This is a genomic window from Roseateles sp. GW821-FHT09H10, from assembly GCF_059415865.1.
In genome coordinates, this window is the sequence record NZ_JBWKOB010000004.1 from 159,261 (window position 1) to 180,636 (window position 21,376).

Here is a 21,376-nt window from a genome sequence, read left to right on the forward strand (position 1 = left end):
GGGCCATCCCCTCAATCGCTCAGCTGCCCGACCAGGTCAGCAGCCCCCAGGCCAGCACCGCGACCGAGGCGGCCACCGCGGCCACGGGCCAGGGCGTCGGACCGGCCGAGGCCGCTGTCGAGCCCTCCTGCCGGCCTGTCCACATCGCCCGCAGCAAGGGCTGGCGGCGGATGAAGACATGGACGGCGATGGCCGCCACATGCAGGCCCAGCCAGGCGTAGAGCAGCTTGGCGGCGAGCTTGTGCCAGCCGGTCAGCTTCAGGCTCAACTCTTCCTCGATCCAGCCCGACCAGGGCCCGGCAAAGCCGATCTCGTCATTGCCGAACAGGCCGGTCAGCACCTGGGCGATCAGCAGGGCCAGCACGGCGAGGACCGACAGCGCCCCCAGCGGGTTGTGGCCCAGGCCCTGCCAGCGCCCACGCAGATAGGCCCATACGCGCGCGGGCGCAGGCCAGAACTGCGCGAAGCGCGCATAGCGCGTGCCCCACAGGCCCCAGCCGAGGCGGAACACCAGCAGGGCCGCGATCGCCTGGCCGGCACGGGCATGCCAGGCCATCCAGTCGCCGCCGGCCAGGCCGGTCGCGATGGCCACCGTCACCAGGCCCACCAGGGCCCAGTGGAAGACGCGCAGCGGCAGGTCCCAGACGGCGACGTCGGCCCGCACCTGGACGCTCACCTCAGGGCTGGCGGACGGCTGCGACATTGGCGCTTCCTGCAGCCCCACCCTCGGCCTGGGCACGCGGTGCCGGCGCCTGGATGTGGGCGACGGCCTTGCCGCCTTCATTTTCATAGTCCTCGCTGCCGGTGGCGCCGGCCACCTTGTAGCCCTTCTGCGCCAGCAGGTCGCCGGCACGGCCGGCGCGCACCGCGTGGTTGGACACGGTCAGGATGGCCCGGTCCTTGGGCAGATAGGCCAGGTGCTTCTCGAGGTCCTTGTTCTGGATGTTCAGGAAGACCGGGAAGCTGCCGTACTTGATGAGCTCATCGGGGCGGCGCAGGTCCAGCACCAGCAGCTTGTCCGGCTGGGCCAGCAGGGCATCGACCTCGGCAGCCTTCAGGCGCTGGGTCTTGAACTTCCATTCGGCGGCAGCGGCGGGTGCGGAGGCGGCGGTCTGGGCCTGGGCCAGGGCGCTCAGGCCGAGCAGCGTGGCCAGGGCCAGGGTGTGCAGTGTTTTCATGAAGGCTTGCGAGTGAGTGGCAGACGCCCCTCACAGCGCAGCTTCCGTGCCAGCCCGTGGGCCGCGAAAAGCGCGCCGCGGCCCTCAGAACTGCGCCAGCACGCGCAGCACCTGCTGTGGCGCTGTTGATCCCGCAACAGCAGCCGGGGCACGAGCGAAGGCCGACGGCGTCACCAGAGCCTTGAAACCGGCCTCAACCCCGCTTGCCAACGCGAAGCGAGCTTGCTTAGTCGCCCACCGCATTGGGCACGCTCCCTGCAATGAAGTGATCGGCTCACCTCTTTCGATCACCTCATGCCATGACCAGAAAACATCGCCTCCACCCGCTGACCGCCCTCATCGCCACCCTCGCCGCCGGCAGCGCACTCGCCCAGGACGCCACGCCGCCCGCCGCTGCTGAAACCCAGGAACTCGGCGCCGTCACCGTGCGCAGCCGCAACCGCATCGAGAAGCTGCAGGACGTGCCCCTGTCCATCTCCGTCATCCAGGGCGCCGAGATCGACCGCCTGGGCACCGTCAGCATCGACGACGTGACCAAGCGTGCCGCCAACGTCAGCTGGAACCTGGGCAACCAGCGCACCAGCTCCATCGCCATCCGCGGCATCGGCCGCATCGGCCAGACCGAGGCCCAGGACCCGAGCGTGGGCATCATCGTGGACGGCGTCTCCTACGCCTACAACGCGCTGACCTCCAGCTTCGACTTCGTCGACATCGACACCATCGAAGTCACGCGCGGCCCGCAGGGCACGCTGCTGGGCAAGAACGCCAGCGTGGGCAACCTGATCTTCACCACCAAGCGCCCCAGCTTCACACCCACCGCCGACTTCACGCTGGCCTTCCGCGAGCGCGACGGCTTGTTCGCCACCGCGGCCATCGGCGGCCCGATCGTCGACGGCCTGCTGGCCTGGCGCGGCACCTTCTCGGCCAACAAGGGCGCGGGCGACATCAAGAACGCCTACAACCGCGACATCAGCTACACCAACACCGACCGCGTCTCGGGCCGCGTGCAGTTCCTGCTGACGCCGTCGCCGGACTTCAAGGCCCGCGTTGCCTTCGACCTGCAGCCGCGCGCCGGCGAAACCACCAACGGCCGCAGCCTGCCCAAGATCAACCCGCCGACGACCTATTCCAACGGCGCGCCCATCACGTCGCTGACCAACGAGCAGCGCCTGAACCGCCGCTGGTTCAAGGACAACACCGGCTACTCCGTGGGCGAGTACCAGACCGCGCTGACCACCGACTCCGTGCGCGGCCTGGTGACCGGCAGCACCGGCGCCACGCTGGACCTGAACTGGCAGGTGGCCGGCCACACGCTGACGTCCATCACGGCCTGGAAGAACTACCATTTCAATGCCGTCAACGACGACGGCACGCCCTTCGACGTCTACCGCAATGCCGGCGGCTTCTGGAACGACTACCGCCAGGCCACGCAGGAACTGCGCCTCACGTCGGCACCGGGCGGCTTCGTCGACTACCAGGCCGGCCTCTACCTCATCGACGTGGACAACCAGGTCGACTACCGCCGCTGGTGGGGCAACGACGCCGGTGCCTGGTTCGCCACCAATGCGCAGTACGGCCGCCTGGACGCCGACGGCGCCGGCCGCGACCTGCTGCGCAACACGCTGGCCAATGTGAAGACCTCCTACAACAGCCCGACCGGCGTGCAGGACATCCGCAACAAGAGCGCGGCCATCTTTGCCCAGGCCAACTGGCACTTCACGCCCGAGCTGACGCTGACCACCGGCGCCCGCATCACGCGCGAGGACCGCCGCACCACCGGCACCAGCCGCATCACCAGCGACGGCAGCGCGCAGGAGCTGAACGCCTCCATCGTCAACGGCGTGCTGCTCGGCGGCTTCGACAGCTACCTGAACACCGGCGCCGCGCGCTGGGTGAAGGACGGCCTCGTCGTGCCCGCAGGTACGCCGGGCGCGGTGCAGGCCGCCGCCGGCACCGCCGGGGCGCCCACCGTCACGCTGACCACCGACACCACCGACGCCGCCCGCGCCGCCAGCGCGCTGGCGGCCGCCAACAAGGCCGCCGCCAAATACTTCGGCGCCGCCAGCTGGGCCGCGCTGACCGTCGCCCAGCAGCGCCAGCTGGCCGATGCGCAGGCCATTCGCAAGGCCAACATCGGGGTGCTGTTCCCGTCCACCGAGGCCGAGCCCTACAAGGCCACGCAGCCGGCCTGGGTGCTCAGCCCCAGCTACAAGATCAACCGCGACCTGACCGCCTATGCGGCCTTGCAGCACGGCGAGAAGGCTGGCATCTCGCAGTTCGTCAACGGCATCTCGGCGCTGGTGCGGCCCGAGAAGACCGACTCCTTCGAGCTGGGCTTCAAGTCGGCGCTGTTCAACAAGACGCTGATCCTGAACGCCGATGTGTTCTTCACGCGCATCAAGGACTATCAGCAGAGCGTGCGCCTGGTGGATCAGTACACCACCGCGCAGACCAACGACGGCACCTTCTACTACACCAGCGCCACCGGCAACGCGCCCAAGGTGGAAGTCAAGGGCCTCGAGGTGGACGGCGTGTACGGCGGCATCCGCAACCTGTCGGTGCGCTTCTCGGGCGCCTACAACGACGCCAAGTACAAGCGCTTCGACCGCGCACCACAGCCGGTGGAGAACGGCTTCCCCGGCGCCTCGCCCTATACCGACCTGTCGGGCCGCCCGCTGGCCGGCGCGTCCAAGTGGAGCGGCAATGTCGGCGTGGACTACCGCCAGCCGGTCTGGGGCGGCCACGAAGTCAACTACACGGCCAACGTGGCGTTCGCGTCGTCCTACTACTCCGACATCAGCCTGTCGGCCTACTCGGTGGTGCCCAAGACCACGACGGTGGACGCCGGCATCGGTTTCGGCACGCGCAACAAGAGCTTCAACGTGACCCTGCTGGTGCGCAACCTGCTCGACGACGACACCGTGCGCACGCAGAGCAGCACCAGCTATGCGCCGGCCCTGCCGCGCAGCTTCGGCCTGCAGTTCAGCGCGAAGTTGTAAGCACTGTTGATGCATCAACAGCGCTTCAGCAGCGCTCTGTTGATGCAGCCGCAAACCACCCCCTGCAAGGCGCCTGAAGCGGCGCTTTTGCTGGCGCGCTTATTGCGCTGACCGACTCAGTCCATCCATCGGGAGACCTACGTGCCCAAGTTCCGGATCGCCCCTCTCGCCCATGCTGCCGTCTTTGCCCTGCTGGCCGGCGTCACCACCCTCAGCCCCGCCGAGGATTACGCCGCCCCCGGCGGCTTCACCAAGGGCAGCCCGCGGCCCTGGTCCTACACGCCGCTGAACACCCAGCTCGCCACGCCGGCCGTCAAGGCCAAGGCCTGGGTGCGCCAGCCGCTGGACGCCTTCGTGCTGGCCAAGCTCGAGGCCCAAGGCATCGCCCCCTCGCCCGAGGCCGACCGCCGCGCCTACATCCGCCGCGCCACCCTGGACGCCTGGGGCCTGCTGCCGACGCCGGAGGAAGTGAATGCCTTCGTCGGCGACAAATCGCCCAAGGCGCACGACAAGCTCGTCGAGCGTCTGCTGGCCTCACCGCGCTACGGCGAGCGCCAGGCGCGCCGCTGGCTGGACCTGAGCCGCTATGCCGACAGCGACGGCTACAACACCGACGGCACCCGGCCCCATATCTGGCGCTACCGCGACTATGTCGTCAACGCCTTCAACACCGACAAGCCTTTTGACCGCTTCGTCAAGGAGCAGCTGGCCGGCGACGAGCTCTGGCCCGACAGGAACGAGGCGCTGATCGCGACCGGCTTCCTGCGCAACCTGCCCGACGAGATCAACGCCCGCGACCTGAACCTGAAGAAGCAGGAGGTCGCCAACGACCTGACCGACACGGTCTCCGCCGTCTTCCTCGGCACCACCCTGGGCTGCGCCCAGTGCCACGACCACAAGACCGAGAAGATCACCCAGCAGGAGTATTTCCAGTTCCAGGCCTTCTTCTCCAACGCGAGCTGGAAGGACGATGTCTCGCCGCTGAGCGGCAAGGCCAAGGCCGACTACGACACCCAGCTCGCCAGGTGGGAGGCGGCCACCAGGGAGGTGCGCGAGCAGCGCGACGCCCTGCTCAAGCCCACCATCGACAAGCTGGAGAGCGACCGGCTGTCGGGCTTCGTGCCGGCCACGCGTGAGTCCATCAACAAGCCGGCGTCGGAGCGCAATGCCTATGACCGCTGGATCTATCACCGCAACCTCTGGACCATGCAAGGCCGCACGCGCAATGCCGAGAACCAGATGCGCACGCGGGACAAGGACAACTACGCCAAGTACCAGGCCCTGGGCGAGCAGCTGAAGAAGTTCGACGCGCTCAAGCCCAAGGACCCCGGTGCGATCTCGACGATGGTGGAGCTGGGCGCCGACTCGCCGCCGACCCGCGTGCTGTTCAAGGGCATCTACGACCGGCCGCTGCAGGAAGTGCAGCCCGGCTTCCCGGCCCTGCTGACCGACGCCACGCCCAGCATTCAGCCCACCGCCACCTCGTCGGGCCGCCGCACGGCCCTGGCCAACTGGCTGGTCAGCCCCGACAACGGCCTGACGGCGCGCGTCTTCGTCAACCGCCAATGGGCCCAGTTCTTCGGCCGCGGCATCGTCGAGACCAGCGCCGACTTCGGCAAGACCGGCACCAAGCCCACCCACCCCGAGCTGCTCGACAAGCTCGCCGCCGACTTCGTCAAGAACGGCTGGAGCGTGAAGACCCTGCACAAGCAGATCCTGCTGTCCAGCACCTACCGCCAGGCCAGCCAGGCGCGTGAAGTGAAACAGGATCCGGACAACAAGCTGCTGTGGGCCTTCCCGCGCCAGCGCCTGGAGGCCGAGCAGCTGCGCGACTCCCTGCTGGCGGCCTCCGGCCTGCTGGAGGAGACGCGTGGCGGCCCGGCGGTCTATCCGCCCATCCCGCCCAACTTCGACATCGGCGGCCAACGCAACCGCTGGCAGACGTCCGAGGACCCGCGCGACCACCACCGCCGCAGCCTCTATGTCTTCGTGCTGCGCAACTCGCCCTATCCGCTGCTGGAGACCTTCGACTGGGCCAACCCGCAGTCGCCCCACTTCAAGCGCGACGTGACGACGACGGCCCCCCAGGCCCTGGCCCTGGTCAACAGCGACCTGGTGCTGGGCTGGAGCCAGGCCCTGGCTGGCCGCGTCATCCAGGAGGCCGGGCCCAACGAGGCCGCGCAGATCGAGCGCGTCTACGAGATCCTGTTCGCCCGCAAGCCCACCGCCGCCGAGAAGGACAAGCTCGTCGCCTTCCTGAACTCGCAGGAGACGCTGCAGGCCGGGCAGGCCGGTTCGGTGAAGAAGGTGCATCTGCCCGAAGGCTGGGGCGTTGACCCCAAGCTGGCCAAGCAGATCGCCGGCTTCTACAAGGCCGCCTACCAGCGCGAACCCGACCGCTACGAGCGCAATGCGCTGCTGGCCCACCTGGACGCACAGGCCGCCAAGCGCAAGACGACGGCGGCCGGCGAGTCGCCGGACGACGGCGGCGGCACGGTCGCAGCCGCCCCCGCGGCCGGCCCGCTGAAGGGCCAGAGCAAGGCCCGCGCCGCCGCCTTTGTCGACCTGGTCCACACCCTGGTCAACACCAACGAGTTCACCTATCGCTTCTGAGGTCTGAAATGAGCCATCACCATCATTCCCGCCGCCACTTCCTCGGCACCGCCGCAGGCTCCGCAGCCGCGGGCGCCTTCGGCTTCGGCAGCTTCGGCGGCCTCTCCTCGGCCTTCGCCAGCGAGCTGTTCGACCCGACGACGCCGCGCCAGCCCCACCACGCCGCCAAGGCCAAGGCCGTCATCTGGCTGCACATGGCCGGCGCGCCCAGCACCCTGGACCTGTTCGACCACAAGCCCGACCTCATCAAGCTGGCCGGCACGCCCCTGCCCGACAGCTTCGGCAAGGACCTGAAGACGGCCACCGACGGCGGCGTGGGCAATCTCTTCGCCAGCAAGCGCACCTGGAAGCAGCACGGCGAGACCGGCGCCTGGGTGTCTGACCTGCTGCCCAACATCGCAAGCCAAGCCGACAGCATCGCCTTCCTCAAGGGCAGCAAGACCGAGGGCAGCACCCACGTCATCGCCTCCCTGAAGCTGCACACCGCCGGCCTGGTGCCGGGCCGCCCGGCCCTGGGCTCCTGGGTGCAGTACGGCCTGGGCTCGGCCAACCCGGACCTGCCCGCCTTCGTCGTGCTGCCCACCGGCGTGGGCGCGGCCGGCGGCGGCCGCGGCGCCGTCATCTGGAGCAGCGGCTTCCTGCCGGCGGCACTTCAAGGCACGCCCTTCCGCAAGGGCGACTCGCCCATCCTGCACCTGGCGCGTCCCGAGGGCATCACCGAGAAGGAGCAGAAGGAACAGCTGGCCCTGCTGAGCGCGCTGAACGCCGAGCACGCCGCGCGCTATCCCGGCGACACCGAGCTGCTGGCGCGCGCCAAGAGCTATGACCTGGCCTACCGCATGCAGGTCTCCGCTCCCGAGGCCGTCGACCTGGCCAAGGAGACGGCGGCCACCAAGACGGCCTATGGCATCGGCACCAAGGAGACGGACGAGTACGGCACGGCGCTGCTGCGCGCGCGTCGGTTGGTTGAGCGTGGCGTCCGGTTCGTGCATGTGATTTCTGGTGCGCCGGACAACAGCGTGGACAGCTGGGATGCGCACAACGGGCTGGAGAAGAACCATGCGGTGATGTGCAAGCAGGTGGACCAGCCCGTCGGGGCGTTGTTGGCCGATCTGAAGGCGCGAGGTTTGCTGGAGACGACGCTGGTGGTCTGGGCGTCGGAGTTCGGTCGCACGCCGTATGGACAGAGCGGCGACGGGCGCGACCACAACCCCTGGGGCTATACGCAGTGGGTCGCGGGGGGCGGCATCAAGCCTGGGACGTATGGGTCGACCGACGCGATCGGATTGCGGGCTGAGTCCGGGATTGTCGATACGTATGACCTGCAGGCGACGCTGCTGCATCAGCTGGGGCTGAACCACAAGAAGCTGGTGTTTGCGCATCAGGGTCGTGCGGAGAAGGCGACGACGGTGTTCGGGGACGTGATCAAGGAGATCCTGGCTTGATGTGAGATTGCTGTTGCGAGCGGGTGCGTTTCATCGCTGCATTGCCGGGGGTCCGTCCCGGCGGCCGGGTAACTTTGGCTTCGCCGAAACCTTCGGTTTTCTTCTGCGGGGCCAGAAGAAAGTCACCAAAGAAGAGGCCCTGAACCGCACTCTGGCGAGATGACGCCAATAGCGGCGCGCGAAAACTCACACCGTCATCTCGGGTCGATGCGAACCGCTGCGCTCTCGCGTCTGACTTGTCACCGGCGGCGCTCATCGCCGCACTGCACCTGTTAACGCGCGGCTGCACGCCGTGCTCATCAGGAATACCGAACAGCCGCGTCGCTCGGGCGACGCTGCATGGATTCCCACGGCACTGCACGCGAGTCATGAGGACTCCGGCAAAGGCAACCCAATGAACTTACCGAAATACCTCTGCTTACTGCCGGTGCTCATCGCCACGACGGTCCTCGCCGCCCAGGTCGACGCCGACAGCATGCGCGACGCCGAGGACACGCTGCACAACCTCGACTCCCGCATCAGCCTGCAGGACCGCAAGGCCCTGGACGACGCGCGCGAGCTGGCCCGCTACTTCAGCCAGGTCGAAGCCCACTTCAGCGCCAAGGCCGATGCAGCCCGGGGCGTCGACTTCTCCCGCAAGTCCCAGGCCCATGCCACCGCCATCGCCACCGCCGTCGAAGCCGGCAACTACGACGCCGCCATGGACGCGCTCAGCGAGCTGACGCGCAGCTGCAAGACCTGCCACGAGGTCTACAAGAAACCCAAATGAAGCGCCTCCTCTTCCTTGCCTTGCTCGCCGCGCCGCTGACCCAGGCCGCCACTCGCCACGACTTCGCGGTGTGGATGCGCGCCATCGACAACAAGAGCGTCAGCGTGCAAAAGCACCTGGCCGCCGGCCGCGGCGACGCAGCCGTGGCCGACGCCCAGGCGCTGCAGAAGCTCTATGCCGACATGGCGGCCTATTTCGAGCGCGACTACCCGGCCGCCGATGCGGCGGCCATCTCGCGCGACGGCGAGCGGCACGCAGCGGCCATTCCCTTCCACCTCGCCCAGGGCGATCCCGCGGCCGCCAGCCAGGCCGCGCGCGCCATCGCGCTGGCCTGCAACGACTGCCACGACCCCTACAAGCCCTTCCCCTGAGGAAAGACATGAAGACTCTCGCCCTCTCTCTGCTCGTCATCGCAGGCGCCGCCCAGGCCGCCCTCAAGCCCGGTGATGCCGCACCCGACTTCCGCGCCACGGCTGCCCTCGCCGGCAAGACCGTCGACCTGCAGCTGAAGGACGCCCTCGCCAAGGGTCCGGTCGTCGTCTACTTCTACCCCGCCGCCTTCACCGGCGGCTGCAATCTGCAGGCCCACGAGTTCGCCGAGAACCTGGCCCGCTTCACGGCCGCTGGCGCCAGCGTCATCGGCGTGTCGGGCGACGGCCTCGAGCGGCTGCGCGAGTTCTCCGCCGACCCCGAGACCTGCGCCGGCAAGCTGGCCGTGGCCTCCGACGCCGACGGCCGCATCGCCCGCGCCTTCGACATCGCGACCAGCGAAACCCCGCCCGGCCGCAAGACGACCAAGGGCCAGGACATCACGCACGCCCGCGCCGAGCGCACCAGCTTCGTCATCGACAAGAGCGGACGCGTCGTCGCGACCCTCGGCGGCCTGGCACCGGCCGCCAACGTCGCCGCCGCTCTGGCCGAGGTCGAGCGCCTGGCCCGCCCCTGACTCCTCCACCACCCCCTCCAACCCCATGAAATCCGCCCTTCTACTCACGGCCGCGCTGCTGGCCAGCGGCGCCCAGGCCCAGCAGGCGCCCAAGCCCGAGCAGCTCATCAAGTGGCGCCAGTCGGCCTACCAGGTCGTCGGCTGGAACACCGGCCGCGTCAAGGCCAATGTCGACGGCAACTACAACAAGGAAGAGGTCATCCGCGCAGCCAACACGATTGCCGCGGTGGCCAACACCGGCCTGCCCTCGCTGTTCACCGCCGGTACCGAGACGGGCAAGGGCTGGAAGGACACGACGGTCAAGGCCACGCTGTTCAGCGACACGGCCGGCGCCGCCGCCGCCCAGGCCGCCTTCGGCAAGGAGGCCACCGAACTGGCCCGCGTCGCCCAGGGCGGCGATGTCGCCGCCGTCAAGGCCCAGCTCGCCGCCCTGCAGAAGACCTGCAAGGCCTGCCACGACGACTACAGGAATTGAGCTCACCCCCTACCGGCTTCGCCGGCCCCCTTCGAGGGGGCGCCGTCAGTGGCCCGGCAAAGCCGGTTCCACGACGGCCGCTGGATGAATCGCGTGGCGCCCGATGGGGCGCCATGCTCAGGAACCCCATATGAAAAATACGCTTTCCATTGCCGCCCTGCTGCTCGCCACCAGCGCCTACGCCCAGACCGTGCCGGCCGCCGCCGCCAGCGCGCCGCCGCCACCGCCCTTCAGCTTCTTCGTCACCAGCACGGGTGGCGGCAACGGCGCCAACTACGGCGGCCTGGAAGGTGCCGACGCGCATTGCCAGAAGCTGGCCGACGCGGCCGGCACGCCGTTCAAGTCATGGCGCGCCTACCTCAGCACCCAGGGTGCGAACGCCGTCCATGCCCGCGACCGCATCGGCAAGGGCCCGTGGACCAATGTGCGCGGCGCGGTCGTGGCCCGCGATGTGGCGCATCTGCACGGCGACACGCTGGAGCAGGCCCAGCTCGGCAGCAATCTGACGCGCAACACGGCGCTGAACGAGAAGGGCGAGCGCACCAAGGCCGCCGGCGACACGCCCAACGAGCACGACATCCTGACCGGCTCCACCGCCGATGGCCGCGCCTTCCCCGAGGGTGCGGACAAGACCTGCCGCAACTACACCTCCGGCGCCGAGGATGGCACGGTGCAGGTCGGCCATGTGGACCGCACCGGCGGCGGCAATGCGTCCTGGAACAGCGCCCATGGCAGCCGCGGCTGCAGCCAACCCAAGCTGGTCAGCTCGGGCGGCGCAGGCCTGCTGTACTGCTTCGCGGCGAACTAGCGCCTCCTCAGCCCCTCCACGTCGAGAACGTGCACGCCCTGGCGGCGGGCTTCGATGAGCCCGTCGGCCTCGAGCTGCTTGAGCGCGGCATTGGCACGCTGGCGCGACACGCCCGCCAGCAGGCCGATCTCGCTCTGGCTGAAGGGCAGCAGGCTGGACCGGTTGGGGTAGAGATAGGGATCGAAGAGGCTGGCCAGCGTGTGCGCGACCCGGGCGTCGATGCCGGGCAGGCGGCCGATGGCCAGCAGCTCCATGAAATGCCCCAGGCGCGCATTCAGCAGGCGGGCGACGAACTGGTTGAAGGCCAGGCTGCTGTCCAGCAGCCACTGGAAGATGTGCAGGGGGATGAGGGCGACGCGGGCCTCGCGCTGGACCAAGGCGTCATAGCGCCAGCGGCCCTGCTTCATCAGCGTGCCTTCGCCGAACCAGGTGCCCGAGCAGGCCGCGGTCAGGGCCGTCTCCTCGCCCTTCTCGCTGACGACCTTCTGCACCACCAGGCCGTCCATGATGCCGACCCAGTAGCTGGCCTCGCCGCCGGTGCTGACCACCGATTCGCCGGGGAAGTAGGTCCGCTCGACGGCCGCCGACAGCACCAGGTCGAGGTCGCCCGCCGCCAGGGTGCGGCCCCAGGGCGAGGTGCGGATGAAGGTGTAGAGGTCCTTGGAGGCTTGCATCGGCGGCCGGCTCGTCATCACGAATGGCGCGACTATCGCCTCAGGCGGCCTCGGCCTGCTTCAGGGGGATGACGCGCCGCCCCGGCCCGCTCTTGTCCAGGGCGTACTCCCGGGTCTCCAGCGTCGGCCCCAGGAAGCTTCCCAGCGCCGGGCCGTCGCTCAGCCTCTCGGTCTTGAAGAAGAACTCGAAGACCTCCTTGAACCAGGTGCGCCGGCCCATCTCCGAGTACCAGCGCATGGACTGCCGGATGACGGGATCGCGGTGCAGCAGCAGCCGGCCCAGGGCCTTGGGCCGCAGCTGCAGGATGAGCTCCATGGACTTGAACCACAGGAAGAGCCGCCAGGGCGGCATGTGGCGGGTCGCCAGCACCTGGTGCTTGTAGTCCCAGCGGCGCGTGTCGGCCTGGATGACCTGGCGGTGCTCGGCCGTCCTGTAGAAGGGCGTCCAGCGGTGCGGCGTCACATAGAGCAGCTGGATCTGGTCGGGGTCGTAGCGCAGCAGATGGCGCAGCGAACGCCACAGGTCGGCATCCCTCTCCTCCTCGAAGCCGACGACATAGGTCGCCATGGACAGGATGCCGTGGCGGCGCAGCAGCTGGATGGCCTGCTGGTCCTCATGCATGCTGGCGCCCTTGCGGATCTGGGCCAGCGTGGCTTCGCTGTAGGACTCGATGCCCAGCAGGAAGCGGATGACCCCGGCCCGGCGGTAGAGATGCAGGATGTCGGCGTCGCGGACGATGTCGCCGGCCCGCGTCGAGCCGACCAGCAGCACCGGCACCTGCTCGGCGATGAGGGCCTCGAGGAAGATCCGCCACATCCGGCGCGAACCCGTCGGCAGTTCGTCGGCGAAGTTGATCAGCTCCACGCCGTGCTCGCGGTGCAGGCGCGCGATCTCGCGGGCCAGCTTGACGGGGTCGCGATGCCGCCACTGCGTCCAGAAGCCGCGCTGGCCGCAGTAGTTGCACAGATAGGGGCAGCCGCGCGAGAACTGCACGACGACGGCCCGCTTGCCGCCCCAGTAGGTGTAGCGCGCATGGTCTATCAGCTCCCAGCCGATGCGGTAGTCGTCCAGGCGGCGGATCATGGCGGCCGCGGGCGTCTCGACGGGCAGGGCCGAACCGTCGGTTTGAACCTCGCGGAAGGCGATGCCGCGCACCTCGTGCAGATCGCCCTGGCGCTGCAGGGCCTGCATCAGGTCGACGGCCGTCTGCTCGCCCTCGCCGCGCACGATGACGTCGATGGACGGGCAGCCGGCGAGGATCTCGTCCCAGTGGTAGGTGGGGTGCACGCCGCCGTAGACGGTCGTGACGCCGGGCAGGCGCTGCTTGAGGGCGTCGCACAGCGCGACCACCGTGACATGGGCCGAGCTGGAGCCGGAATGGCCCAGCATCACGACATCGGCGCCCCGGCCGGCCACCTCCTCGACGATGCGCGCCAGCGGCATGTTCTCCAGATCGGCGTCGACCAGCGCCACCTCGAAGCCGGCATCGATCAGAGGCCCGCCGATGCAGAGCAGCCCCAAGGGCGGCAGATGGTCGTCCGGGATGCGGCTGCCGATGGCCGTGTGCGGCGGGTTGATCAACACGATCCTCATTCATTCCTCCCGGCCGGCGCCCCCGGCGCGAGCTGCGCAAGGCGGGCGGTGGCCCTGGGGAAAGTGTGGGGACCCTGGGTGAGGCCCGTATGAGGCCAGTGTGAAGTCGCCGGTCAGCGCTTCACGCCGCCTGCCTGAGGATCTTCTCCATCGCCTTGCCCTTGGCGAGCTCGTCGATGAGCTTGTCCAGCCAGCGCAGCTTCTGCATCAGCGGGTCCTCGATGGTCTCCACGCGAATGCCGCAGACCACGCCCTTGATGAGGGCCGTGTTCGGATTCAGGGCCGGCGCCTGGGCGAAGAAGGTCTCGAAGTCGGCGGCGGCGTCGAGCTGGCGCTGCAGGCCGGCCGCGTCATAGCCGGTGAGCCAGAAGATGATGCGGTCGACCTCGGCCTTGCTGCGCCCCTTGGCCTCGGCCTTGCGGATGTACAGCGGGTAGACCTTGGCAAAGGGCGTGGCGAAGATGCGGTGGCCGGCCATGTTCTCTTGCTCCTGCCGGGTCGCGGCGTCAATGGAGGATGCTATGCCATGGGGAGTTGCAACGCCCCGACTTCCCAATGGATTGCCGGCAGGCGTACCCTGCTGGCTTCCTTGGACGAAACGGCAGGCAAGGTCCGACCCCTCATGAGGATGGAGCGGCGGATTCCATGACCCGACAGGAGACAAGCATGCTGGCGCAGACAACCGCATCCGGCCCCCGGGCCGAACGCATGGACGAAGTCGTCAAGCTGGTGCGCAGCCGCGCCAGCGAGGACCAGCGCGAGGCGCTGGTGGACTTCGTGCAGCGCTATTTCGGCCAGGTCGACCCGGAAGAGCTGGCCGAGCGCCAGGTGGCCGACCTCTACGGCGCCGCGGTGTCGCACTGGAGCTTTGCGCGCAAGCGTGAACTGGGCCGGGCGCGCGTGCGGGTCTTCAACCCGACCATCGCCGAGCATGGCTGGCAGTCCACCCACACCGTCATCGAGATCGTCAACGACGACATGCCCTTCCTGGTGGACTCGGTGACCATGGAGGTCAACCGCCACGGCCTGACCCTGCACCTGATCATCCATCCGCTGATGACCATGGGCCGCGACGCCGACGGCACGCTGCAGGGGCTGGCCGCCGACGGCGTGCGCGAGTCCTTCATCCATGTCGAGGTGGACCGCATTCCCGAGCCGGCGCGGCTGGACGCGCTGGCAGCCGACGTCGGCCGCGTGCTCGACGATGTGCGCTCGGCGGTGGACGGCTGGCGCCCCATGCGCCAGCGCATGCTGGACATCCTCGACGAGCTGCAGAACCAGGCGCCGCCCCTGCCCGCCGAGGAGCTGGCCGAGGGCCAGGACTTCCTGCGCTGGCTGTGCGACAACCACTTCACCTTCCTGGGCTACCGCCGCCATGGCCTGACCAGCATCAACGGCCAGGATGCGCTGACCGTCGTGCCCGACTCCAGCCTGGGCATCCTGCACGACGTGGCCTCCCTGGACGCCGTGGCCGCCTTTGCCGCGCTGCCGGCCGAGGTGCGCGCCCAGGTGCGCCGGCCCGAGCTGCTGGTGGTGACCAAGTCCACCGCGCGCTCCACCGTGCACCGGCCGGGCTATCTGGACTACGTGGCTGTCAAGCGCTTCGGGCCTGACGGCACGGTCAGCGGCGAGGACCGCTTCCTGGGCCTGTTCACGTCGACGGCCTACAGCGCCAACCCGGCGGACATCCCGCTGCTGCGCCGCAAGGTGGCCGACGTGGTGGCCCGCGCCGGCCTGCCGTCGGGCGGCCATGCCGGCAAGGCCCTGATCAACATCCTTGAGACCTACCCCCGCGACGAGCTCTTCCAGACCAGCGGCGACGACCTGCTGCAGACGGCGGTTGGCATCCTGCACCTGGGCGAGCGCCAGCGCTTTCGCCTGTTCGTGAGGCGCGACCCCTTCCAGCGCTTCATGTCCTGCCTGATCTACGCGCCGCGCGAGCACTACACGACCGAGCTGCGCCAGAAGTGGCAGGCCATCCTGCTGCAGGCCTTCAACGGCAGCGGCTCGGAGTTCAACGTCCACCTGTCGGAATCGGCGCTGGCGCGCATCCAGATGACGGTGCGCACCCAGCCCGGCCACATCCCGGCCTTCGACGTGCGCGAGCTGGAGGCCCGCCTGGTGTCCGCCGCCAGGCGCTGGGACGACGACCTGAAGGCCGCCCTGATCGACGCCACCGGCGAGGCCCGCGGCATCCAGCTGCTGCGCCAGTTCGGCAGCGCCTTCCCGGCGTCCTACCGCGAGGAATTCGAGGCCCGCGCCGCGGTGCCCGATGTCGAGCTGATGACCCGGCTCAGCGACGCCGAGCCGGTGGGCATGAGCCTGTACCGGCCGCTCGAGGCCGCGCCCGGCCATCTGCGCTTCAAGCTGCTGCGCCGCGGCGCGCCGCTGACGCTGTCGGACAGCCTGCCCATGCTGGAGCACATGGGCATGAAGGTGCTGGACGAGCACTCCTACCGCATCGCGCCTCAGGACTCGGCGCCGGTCTGGATCCACGACTTCGGGCTGATGACGCACCTGGCGGACGCGGAGCTGGAAGTCACCGCCCTGCACCAGGTGTTCGAGAACGCCTTTGCCGCCGTGCTGCGCGGCGATGTGGAGGACGACGACTTCAACCGCCTCGTCGTGGCCGCGCGCCTGACGGCCGAGCAGATCAGCGTGCTGCGCGCCTATGCCAAGTACATGCGGCAGATGGGGTTTGCGCTGTCGCAGTCCTTCATCGAGGCCACGCTGGCAGCGCATGCCGGCATCGCGGGCCAGCTGGCCCGCCTGTTCGAGCTGCGCTTCGACCCCGCCGGCGGCGCGGACAGCGAGGCCCAGGCCGCCGAGCAGGTCCAGGCCATCACGGCCGCGCTGGAGCATGTCGACAACCTGTCCGAGGACCGCGTGCTGCGCCAGTTCCTCGCCCTGATGCTGGCCACGACGCGCACCAACCACTGGACGCGCGACGCGGCCGGGCAGCGGCGCAGCTTCCTGTCCTTCAAGTTCGACTCGTCCAAGGTGCCGGGCCTGCCGGCCCCCAAGCCGATGTTCGAGATCTTTGTCTACTCGCCGCGCTTCGAGGGCGTGCACCTGCGCGGCGGCCGGGTGGCGCGCGGCGGCCTGCGCTGGTCGGACCGGCCGGAGGACTTCCGCACCGAGGTGCTGGGCCTGGTCAAGGCCCAGATGGTCAAGAACACCGTCATCGTGCCGGTGGGCTCCAAGGGCGGCTTCGTGCTGAAGAAGGCACCGCCGGCCAGCGACCGCGAGGCCTTCATGAAGGAGGGCGTGGCCTGCTACCAGAACTATCTGCGCGGCCTGCTGGACCTGACCGACAACCGCGTCGGCGACAAGATCGTCCCGCCGCCCCAGGTACGGCGCCATGACGCCGACGACCCCTATCTCGTCGTCGCCGCCGACAAGGGCACGGCCACCTTCTCGGACTACGCCAACGGCGTCAGCAAGGAGTACGGCTTCTGGCTGGGCGACGCCTTCGCCTCGGGCGGCTCCATCGGCTATGACCACAAGGCCATGGGCATCACGGCGCGCGGCGCCTGGGAGTCGGTCAAGCGCCACTTCCGCGAGATGGGCGTTGACACGCAGACGACGGACTTCACCGTGGCTGGCGTGGGCGACATGTCGGGCGACGTGTTCGGCAACGGCATGCTGCTGTCGCGCCACATCCGCCTGCTGGCGGCCTTCGACCACCGCCACATCTTCCTGGACCCGTCGCCCGACGCCGAGGCCTCCTTCGTCGAGCGCGAGCGCATGTTCAAGCTGCCGCGCTCGTCCTGGGCCGACTACGACACCGGCCTGATCTCGGCCGGCGGCGGCATCTATCCGCGCAGCGCCAAGTCCATCCCGCTGACGCCCGAGGTCAAGCAGGTGCTGGGCATCAGCGCCGACGCGATGACGCCGACCGAGCTGGTCAATGCCATCCTGAAGGCGCCGGTCGACCTCATCTACAACGGCGGCATCGGCACCTATGTGAAGGCCGCGAGCGAAACCCACGCCCAGGTCGGCGACCGCGCCAACGACGCGCTGCGCGTCAACGGCGGCGAGCTGCGCTGCAAGGTCTTCGCCGAAGGCGGCAACCTCGGCTGCACACAGCGCGGCCGCATCGAGTTCGCGCTGGCGGGCGGGCGCATCAACACCGACGCCATCGACAACTCGGCCGGCGTCGACACCTCCGACCACGAGGTCAACATCAAGATCCTGCTGGGCCTGGCCGTCAACGAGGGCGAGCTGACGGACAAGCAGCGCAATGCCGTGCTGCCGCAGATGACGGACGACGTGGCCGCCCTGGTGCTGCGCGACAACATCTTCCAGACCCAGGTGCTGTCCGTCACCAGCCACATGGCGCCGCAGCTGCTGGACGCGCAATCGCGCTTCATGCAGTACCTGGAGAAGGCCGACCGGCTCAACCGCGCCATCGAGTACCTGCCCTCCAACGAGGAGATCGCCGACCGCCGCGGCAAGGGCCTGGGCCTGACCAGTCCCGAGCGCGCCGTGCTGCTGGCCTACAGCAAGATCTGGCTCTACGACGAGCTGCTCTCCTCGACGCTGCCGGACGACCCCTGGGTGTCCACCGCGCTGGGGCGTTATTTCCCGGCCCTGCTGCAGGAGCGCTTCGCCGGCTATATGCAGCGCCACCCGCTCAAGCGCGAGATCATCGCCACCCACGTCACCAACAGCATGATCAACCGCGTGGGCAGCACCTTCGTGCACCGCCTGCTCGAGACGACGGGCGCGCGCGCCTTCGAGATCGTGCGCGCCTATCTGCTCAGCCGCGAGATCTTCGGCATGGTCAGCCTGTGGCAGGGCATCGAGGCCCTGGACAACAAGGTGGCCGACGAGCTGCAGTCGCGCATGCTGATCGACACCAGCCGCCAGCTGGAGCGCGGCACCAAGTGGTTCCTGCGCTCCAACCGCCTCATCGACGACATGGGCGCGACCATCGAGCACTTCACGTCCAACGTGACCAAGCTGGCCGCCCGCCTGCCCCAGCTGCTGGATGCCGACGAGCGCGCCCGTGTCGACGCCGCGGCGGCCGTGTATGTGGCCGGCGGCGTGCCGCGCGAGCTGGCCGAGCGCGTCGTCACCTTCAGCACGCTGTACGCGACGCTGGACATCGCCGAGATCGCCGGCGGCGCGCGCTGGCCGGTGGAGCTGGTGGCGGCCATCTACTTCGACCTCTCCAACCGCCTGGGCCTGCCCTGGCTGCGCGACAAGATCACCGCCCTGCCCGGCGACCAGCATTGGCAGATGCTGGCCAAGGGCGCCATGCTGGACGACCTCGGCGGCCTGCAGCGCTCCATCACCAGCGCGGTGCTGGCCGACGGCGGGGACCACGAGTCGCCGACGGCCCTGGTGGAAGCCTGGCAGGCCAGCAATGGCCGCACCATCGAGCGTGCCGAGCAGCTGCTCGGCGAACTGCGCGCGGTGCCGGCGCCGGATGCGGCCATGCTGTCGGTGGCCCTGAGGGAGCTGCGCGGCCTCACCTAGAGGATTGCCATCGCCCAGGGCAGAGTCGTTACGTTTGGATAAAGACATCCGCGACGGATGTCACGGCCCCCCTGCGCGCACGGCTTCCATGCAGGCGGGCGCGGGCCGAAGATGCGGGCAACCGCAATGCAGCCGAGCATTGGCCCTGAAAGCGAGAGGTTTCTTTGCTCCCACTGCCTTCCCGGACGGAGGCTGCGCGATCCGGCCTGCAGGCCCGGGTCTGTGCCCTTGCCGTCGCCCTGACCTGTTTCGTCTCGAACGCCTGCGCCCAGGATGCGCTGCTCGACGAGGCGCGTGCGCGCCTGTTGAAGCGTGATGCCCCCGGCGCCTATGCGCTGTTGGCCGAGGCCGAAGCGACGCGCGCGGGCGATGCCCGCTTCGACTATCTGCTGGGCGTCGCCGCGCTGGATGCCGGCCATGTCACGCGCGCCATCTTTGCGCTGGAACGCGTCGTGCTGCGCCAGCCCCAGGACATGCTGGCCCGCGCCGAGCTCGGCCGCGCCTATCTGGCAGCGGGAGACGCCGATGCCGCCCGCGAGCACCTGAAGCAGGTGCGCCGCGGCGAGCTGTCCGAAGGCGCATCCGCCGCCGTCGGCCGCGCTCTCGACGCCATCGATCAGGCCCTGCCGCCCACCGGGCCGCGGGTGAGCGGCTATCTCGAGCTGGGGATGGCCTACGACAGCAACGTCAACAGCGCCACCCAGCAGGGCGAATTCGCCATCCCCGCCTTTGGCGGCATCCTGTTCCAGACCGCGCCGGAGAACCGCCAGCGCCATGACCTCGTGCTGTCCGCCGCTGGTGGCCTGAATGCCGAGGCGGCGCTGTCGCCGGCCTGGAAGCTGGTGGGCGCTGCCAACCTGCGCGCCAACGTGGACCGTGTCGTGCGTGACATGGACACCGTCTTCTTCGACGCCACCGCCGGCCTGCGCCACACCAGCGGCACGCAGAGCCAGCTGGTCGCCCTGCAGAACAACACCGCCTGGGTGGGCGGCCACCCCTATCGAACGGCCAGCGGCGCGACCGCCCAATGGCAGTTGCAGCTCGGCCCTTCCGCCCAGGTCAGCGCCTTCGCGCAATGGTCGCGCCAGACATACACGGGCCAGTCGGAACGCAACACCGACCGCAGCCTGCTGGGCCTCGGCCACGCCCGGGATCTGGGCGCGGGCGCCCTGCTCTACGGCAGCGCCTATGCCGTGCAGGAGCGCAGCCGCACGCCCGGATTCGCCCACCATGGCCATGAGGGTGCCGGCCTGCGGCTGGGCACCGAGCAGCGCCTGGGCACGGCCGTCACCGGCTTTGCCGAATGGCAGCACGAGCAGCGCCGCTACGGCGGCACCGAGCCCTTCTTCGACATGGCCCGCCGCGATCGCCAGAACGACATCGCCGCCGGCCTGCGCTGGACCGCCGACCCGCGCTGGCAGCTGACCGTGCAGGCGCGCCGCACGCGGGCTGCATCCAACATCGTGCTGTACGACTATGGCCGCAGCGTGTTCCAGATCACCGCGCACAGGAGCTTCCCATGAGCCGAAAGCCTGAAACCCGGCAGGGCCCCTGGCTTCGCCATGTGCTGTCGATGGCGGCCCTGTGCGCCGTCAACGGCATCGCCTGGGCAGCACCGGCGGCCACCGCGATGTTCACCAGCGGGGACGTACGCGTCGTCTCGGCCAAGGGCGCGGTGCGCGAGCTGAAGACCGGTGAAGGCATCGAATCCGGCGAGACCGTACAGACCGGCAAGGGCCGCGTGCAGCTGCGCATGGTCGATGGCGCATTGATGGCCCTGGGCGAGCGCACGACGCTGCGCCTGGACGACTACCGCCTCGCCGGCCCGGCGGGCAATGACGAGCGCGGCTTCATGAGCCTGCTCGGCGGCAAGCTGCGCACGGTCAGCGGCAGCATCGGCAAGCCCCGCACCGAGCACTACAAGGTGGACACGCCCTCGGGCACCATCGGCATCCGCGGCACCGAGTACACCGCCGACGTCGACAACGGCCTGCGTGTCGGCGTGATCGCCGGCCGCGTGGCCGTCTGCAACGACGGCGGCTGCGTCGACGTGGCCAAGGGCCTGTCGGCCTACACGCCGAACCGGTCGGTCAAGCCCGGCGTCAGCGCGCAGCCCCAGGTGTATCTGCAGCCCGCCAATGCCGCCCCGGAACTGGTCGCGGCGGCCTCGCCTGCAGCCAGCCCCGCGCCGGAGGCGGCACGCCCCGTGTCGGGCGACAGGATTTCCCAGGAGTTGCCGGCCCAGGCGCCCACCCCTCCGGCACCTGCTCCCGCACCGGTACCAGCCCCCGCACCGGTACCAGCCCCCGCACCTGCACCTGCACCTGCACCTGCACCTGCACCTGCACCTGCACCTGCACCTGCACCTGCACCTGCACCTGCACCTGCACC

At 69.4% G+C, this 21,376-nt stretch carries 17 protein-coding genes; 11 read left to right on the forward strand and 6 right to left on the reverse strand.

All coding sequences use genetic code 11. The features are described from left to right. Positions 1–19 precede the first annotated feature (19 nt). Both AC07OY_RS19225 and AC07OY_RS19230 read right to left on the reverse strand, forming a co-directional pair. Positions 20–703 (reverse strand): cytochrome b/b6 domain-containing protein, encoded by a 684-nt coding sequence (locus AC07OY_RS19225; RefSeq protein WP_495044224.1) that lies wholly within the window; start codon positions 701–703, stop codon positions 20–22. Beyond that, positions 678–1,178, reverse strand: coding sequence for a rhodanese-like domain-containing protein (locus AC07OY_RS19230; protein ID WP_495044225.1), 501 nt, complete (start codon positions 1,176–1,178; stop codon positions 678–680). Before AC07OY_RS19230 ends, AC07OY_RS19225 begins: the two co-directional genes overlap by 26 nt. 299 nt (positions 1,179–1,477) lie before the next feature. Between AC07OY_RS19230 and AC07OY_RS19235 the strand changes: the two genes are divergently transcribed. The 3 genes from AC07OY_RS19235 to AC07OY_RS19245 all read left to right on the forward strand — a co-directional run bounded on the left by AC07OY_RS19235 (position 1,478) and on the right by AC07OY_RS19245 (position 8,235). After that, complete coding sequence (locus tag AC07OY_RS19235) at positions 1,478–4,177, forward strand: TonB-dependent receptor (RefSeq protein WP_495044226.1); 2,700 nt, start codon at positions 1,478–1,480, stop codon at positions 4,175–4,177. A gap of 141 nt (positions 4,178–4,318) precedes the next feature. Beyond that, positions 4,319–6,790, forward strand: coding sequence for a DUF1549 and DUF1553 domain-containing protein (locus AC07OY_RS19240; protein ID WP_495044227.1), 2,472 nt, complete (start codon positions 4,319–4,321; stop codon positions 6,788–6,790). Between the two features lie 8 nt (positions 6,791–6,798). Continuing rightward, a complete protein-coding gene (locus AC07OY_RS19245; protein ID WP_495044228.1) occupies positions 6,799–8,235 on the forward strand; it encodes a DUF1501 domain-containing protein in 1,437 nt (478 codons plus the stop codon). Here AC07OY_RS19245 and AC07OY_RS19250 read toward each other — a convergent pair. Next, positions 8,216–8,491 carry a hypothetical protein gene (locus tag AC07OY_RS19250; protein ID WP_495044229.1) on the reverse strand — a complete coding sequence of 92 codons (276 nt, stop codon included), beginning with the start codon at positions 8,489–8,491 and terminating at the stop codon, positions 8,216–8,218. The two genes, AC07OY_RS19245 and AC07OY_RS19250, sit on opposite strands and share 20 nt — an antisense overlap. 138 nt (positions 8,492–8,629) lie before the next feature. On the opposite strand from AC07OY_RS19250, the gene AC07OY_RS19255 reads away from it, so the two are divergent. The 5 genes from AC07OY_RS19255 (at position 8,630) to AC07OY_RS19275 (ending at position 11,233) form a co-directional block, all read left to right on the forward strand. Then, the gene (locus AC07OY_RS19255; protein ID WP_495044230.1) at positions 8,630–9,004 is read left to right on the forward strand and encodes a hypothetical protein; all 375 of its coding nucleotides are present in this window, start codon (positions 8,630–8,632) and stop codon (positions 9,002–9,004) included. Beyond that, on the forward strand, positions 9,001–9,375 hold the full coding sequence (locus AC07OY_RS19260) for a hypothetical protein (RefSeq protein ID WP_495044231.1): 375 nt from the start codon (positions 9,001–9,003) through the stop codon (positions 9,373–9,375). The genes AC07OY_RS19255 and AC07OY_RS19260 overlap by 4 nt, the downstream gene beginning before the upstream one ends. A gap of 8 nt (positions 9,376–9,383) precedes the next feature. Then, on the forward strand, positions 9,384–9,950 hold the full coding sequence (locus tag AC07OY_RS19265; RefSeq protein WP_495044232.1) for a peroxiredoxin: 567 nt from the start codon (positions 9,384–9,386) through the stop codon (positions 9,948–9,950). A 25-nt stretch (positions 9,951–9,975) separates the two neighbouring features. Continuing rightward, a complete protein-coding gene (locus AC07OY_RS19270; RefSeq protein ID WP_495044233.1) occupies positions 9,976–10,425 on the forward strand; it encodes a c-type cytochrome in 450 nt (149 codons plus the stop codon). Between the two features lie 130 nt (positions 10,426–10,555). Then, positions 10,556–11,233 (forward strand): lectin, encoded by a 678-nt coding sequence (locus AC07OY_RS19275; protein WP_495044234.1) that lies wholly within the window; start codon positions 10,556–10,558, stop codon positions 11,231–11,233. Here the strand turns inward: AC07OY_RS19275 and AC07OY_RS19280 are convergent. From AC07OY_RS19280 to AC07OY_RS19290, 3 genes are all read right to left on the reverse strand, one after another. Further along, positions 11,230–11,907, reverse strand: a complete 678-nt coding sequence (locus AC07OY_RS19280; RefSeq protein WP_495044235.1) for a Crp/Fnr family transcriptional regulator — start codon at positions 11,905–11,907, stop codon at positions 11,230–11,232. The two genes, AC07OY_RS19275 and AC07OY_RS19280, sit on opposite strands and share 4 nt — an antisense overlap. A gap of 40 nt (positions 11,908–11,947) precedes the next feature. After that, positions 11,948–13,501, reverse strand: coding sequence for a magnesium-protoporphyrin IX monomethyl ester anaerobic oxidative cyclase (bchE, locus tag AC07OY_RS19285; RefSeq protein WP_495044236.1), 1,554 nt, complete (start codon positions 13,499–13,501; stop codon positions 11,948–11,950). A gap of 121 nt (positions 13,502–13,622) precedes the next feature. Next, positions 13,623–13,979, reverse strand: a complete 357-nt coding sequence (locus AC07OY_RS19290; protein WP_495044237.1) for a DUF2200 domain-containing protein — start codon at positions 13,977–13,979, stop codon at positions 13,623–13,625. A 188-nt stretch (positions 13,980–14,167) separates the two neighbouring features. Here AC07OY_RS19290 and AC07OY_RS19295 point away from each other — a divergent pair, with 188 nt between their 5' ends. The 3 genes from AC07OY_RS19295 to AC07OY_RS19305 form a co-directional block, all read left to right on the forward strand. Next, positions 14,168–18,985, forward strand: coding sequence for an NAD-glutamate dehydrogenase (locus tag AC07OY_RS19295; RefSeq protein ID WP_495044238.1), 4,818 nt, complete (start codon positions 14,168–14,170; stop codon positions 18,983–18,985). A 164-nt stretch (positions 18,986–19,149) separates the two neighbouring features. Continuing rightward, positions 19,150–20,508, forward strand: coding sequence for a surface lipoprotein assembly modifier (locus AC07OY_RS19300; protein ID WP_495044239.1), 1,359 nt, complete (start codon positions 19,150–19,152; stop codon positions 20,506–20,508). Further along, positions 20,505–21,376: FecR family protein (locus AC07OY_RS19305; protein ID WP_495044240.1), on the forward strand; the 872-nt coding region annotated here is incomplete at its 3' end. The genes AC07OY_RS19300 and AC07OY_RS19305, both read left to right, overlap by 4 nt.

What these genes read in the sequence shown, in the direction of transcription:
- AC07OY_RS19225 (WP_495044224.1), bottom strand. Translation starts at nt 703, where the DNA reads ATGTCGCAGCCGTCCGCCAGCCCTGAGGTGAGCGTCCAGGTGCGGGCC.
- AC07OY_RS19230 (WP_495044225.1), bottom strand. Translation starts at nt 1,178, where the DNA reads ATGAAAACACTGCACACCCTGGCCCTGGCCACGCTGCTCGGCCTGAGC.
- AC07OY_RS19235 (WP_495044226.1), top strand. Translation starts at nt 1,478, where the DNA reads ATGACCAGAAAACATCGCCTCCACCCGCTGACCGCCCTCATCGCCACC.
- AC07OY_RS19245 (WP_495044228.1), top strand. Translation starts at nt 6,799, where the DNA reads ATGAGCCATCACCATCATTCCCGCCGCCACTTCCTCGGCACCGCCGCA.
- AC07OY_RS19250 (WP_495044229.1), bottom strand. Translation starts at nt 8,491, where the DNA reads ATGAGCGCCGCCGGTGACAAGTCAGACGCGAGAGCGCAGCGGTTCGCA.
- AC07OY_RS19255 (WP_495044230.1), top strand. Translation starts at nt 8,630, where the DNA reads ATGAACTTACCGAAATACCTCTGCTTACTGCCGGTGCTCATCGCCACG.
- AC07OY_RS19260 (WP_495044231.1), top strand. Translation starts at nt 9,001, where the DNA reads ATGAAGCGCCTCCTCTTCCTTGCCTTGCTCGCCGCGCCGCTGACCCAG.
- AC07OY_RS19265 (WP_495044232.1), top strand. Translation starts at nt 9,384, where the DNA reads ATGAAGACTCTCGCCCTCTCTCTGCTCGTCATCGCAGGCGCCGCCCAG.
- AC07OY_RS19270 (WP_495044233.1), top strand. Translation starts at nt 9,976, where the DNA reads ATGAAATCCGCCCTTCTACTCACGGCCGCGCTGCTGGCCAGCGGCGCC.
- AC07OY_RS19275 (WP_495044234.1), top strand. Translation starts at nt 10,556, where the DNA reads ATGAAAAATACGCTTTCCATTGCCGCCCTGCTGCTCGCCACCAGCGCC.
- AC07OY_RS19280 (WP_495044235.1), bottom strand. Translation starts at nt 11,907, where the DNA reads ATGCAAGCCTCCAAGGACCTCTACACCTTCATCCGCACCTCGCCCTGG.
- bchE (WP_495044236.1), bottom strand. Translation starts at nt 13,501, where the DNA reads ATGAGGATCGTGTTGATCAACCCGCCGCACACGGCCATCGGCAGCCGC.
- AC07OY_RS19290 (WP_495044237.1), bottom strand. Translation starts at nt 13,979, where the DNA reads ATGGCCGGCCACCGCATCTTCGCCACGCCCTTTGCCAAGGTCTACCCG.
- AC07OY_RS19295 (WP_495044238.1), top strand. Translation starts at nt 14,168, where the DNA reads ATGCTGGCGCAGACAACCGCATCCGGCCCCCGGGCCGAACGCATGGAC.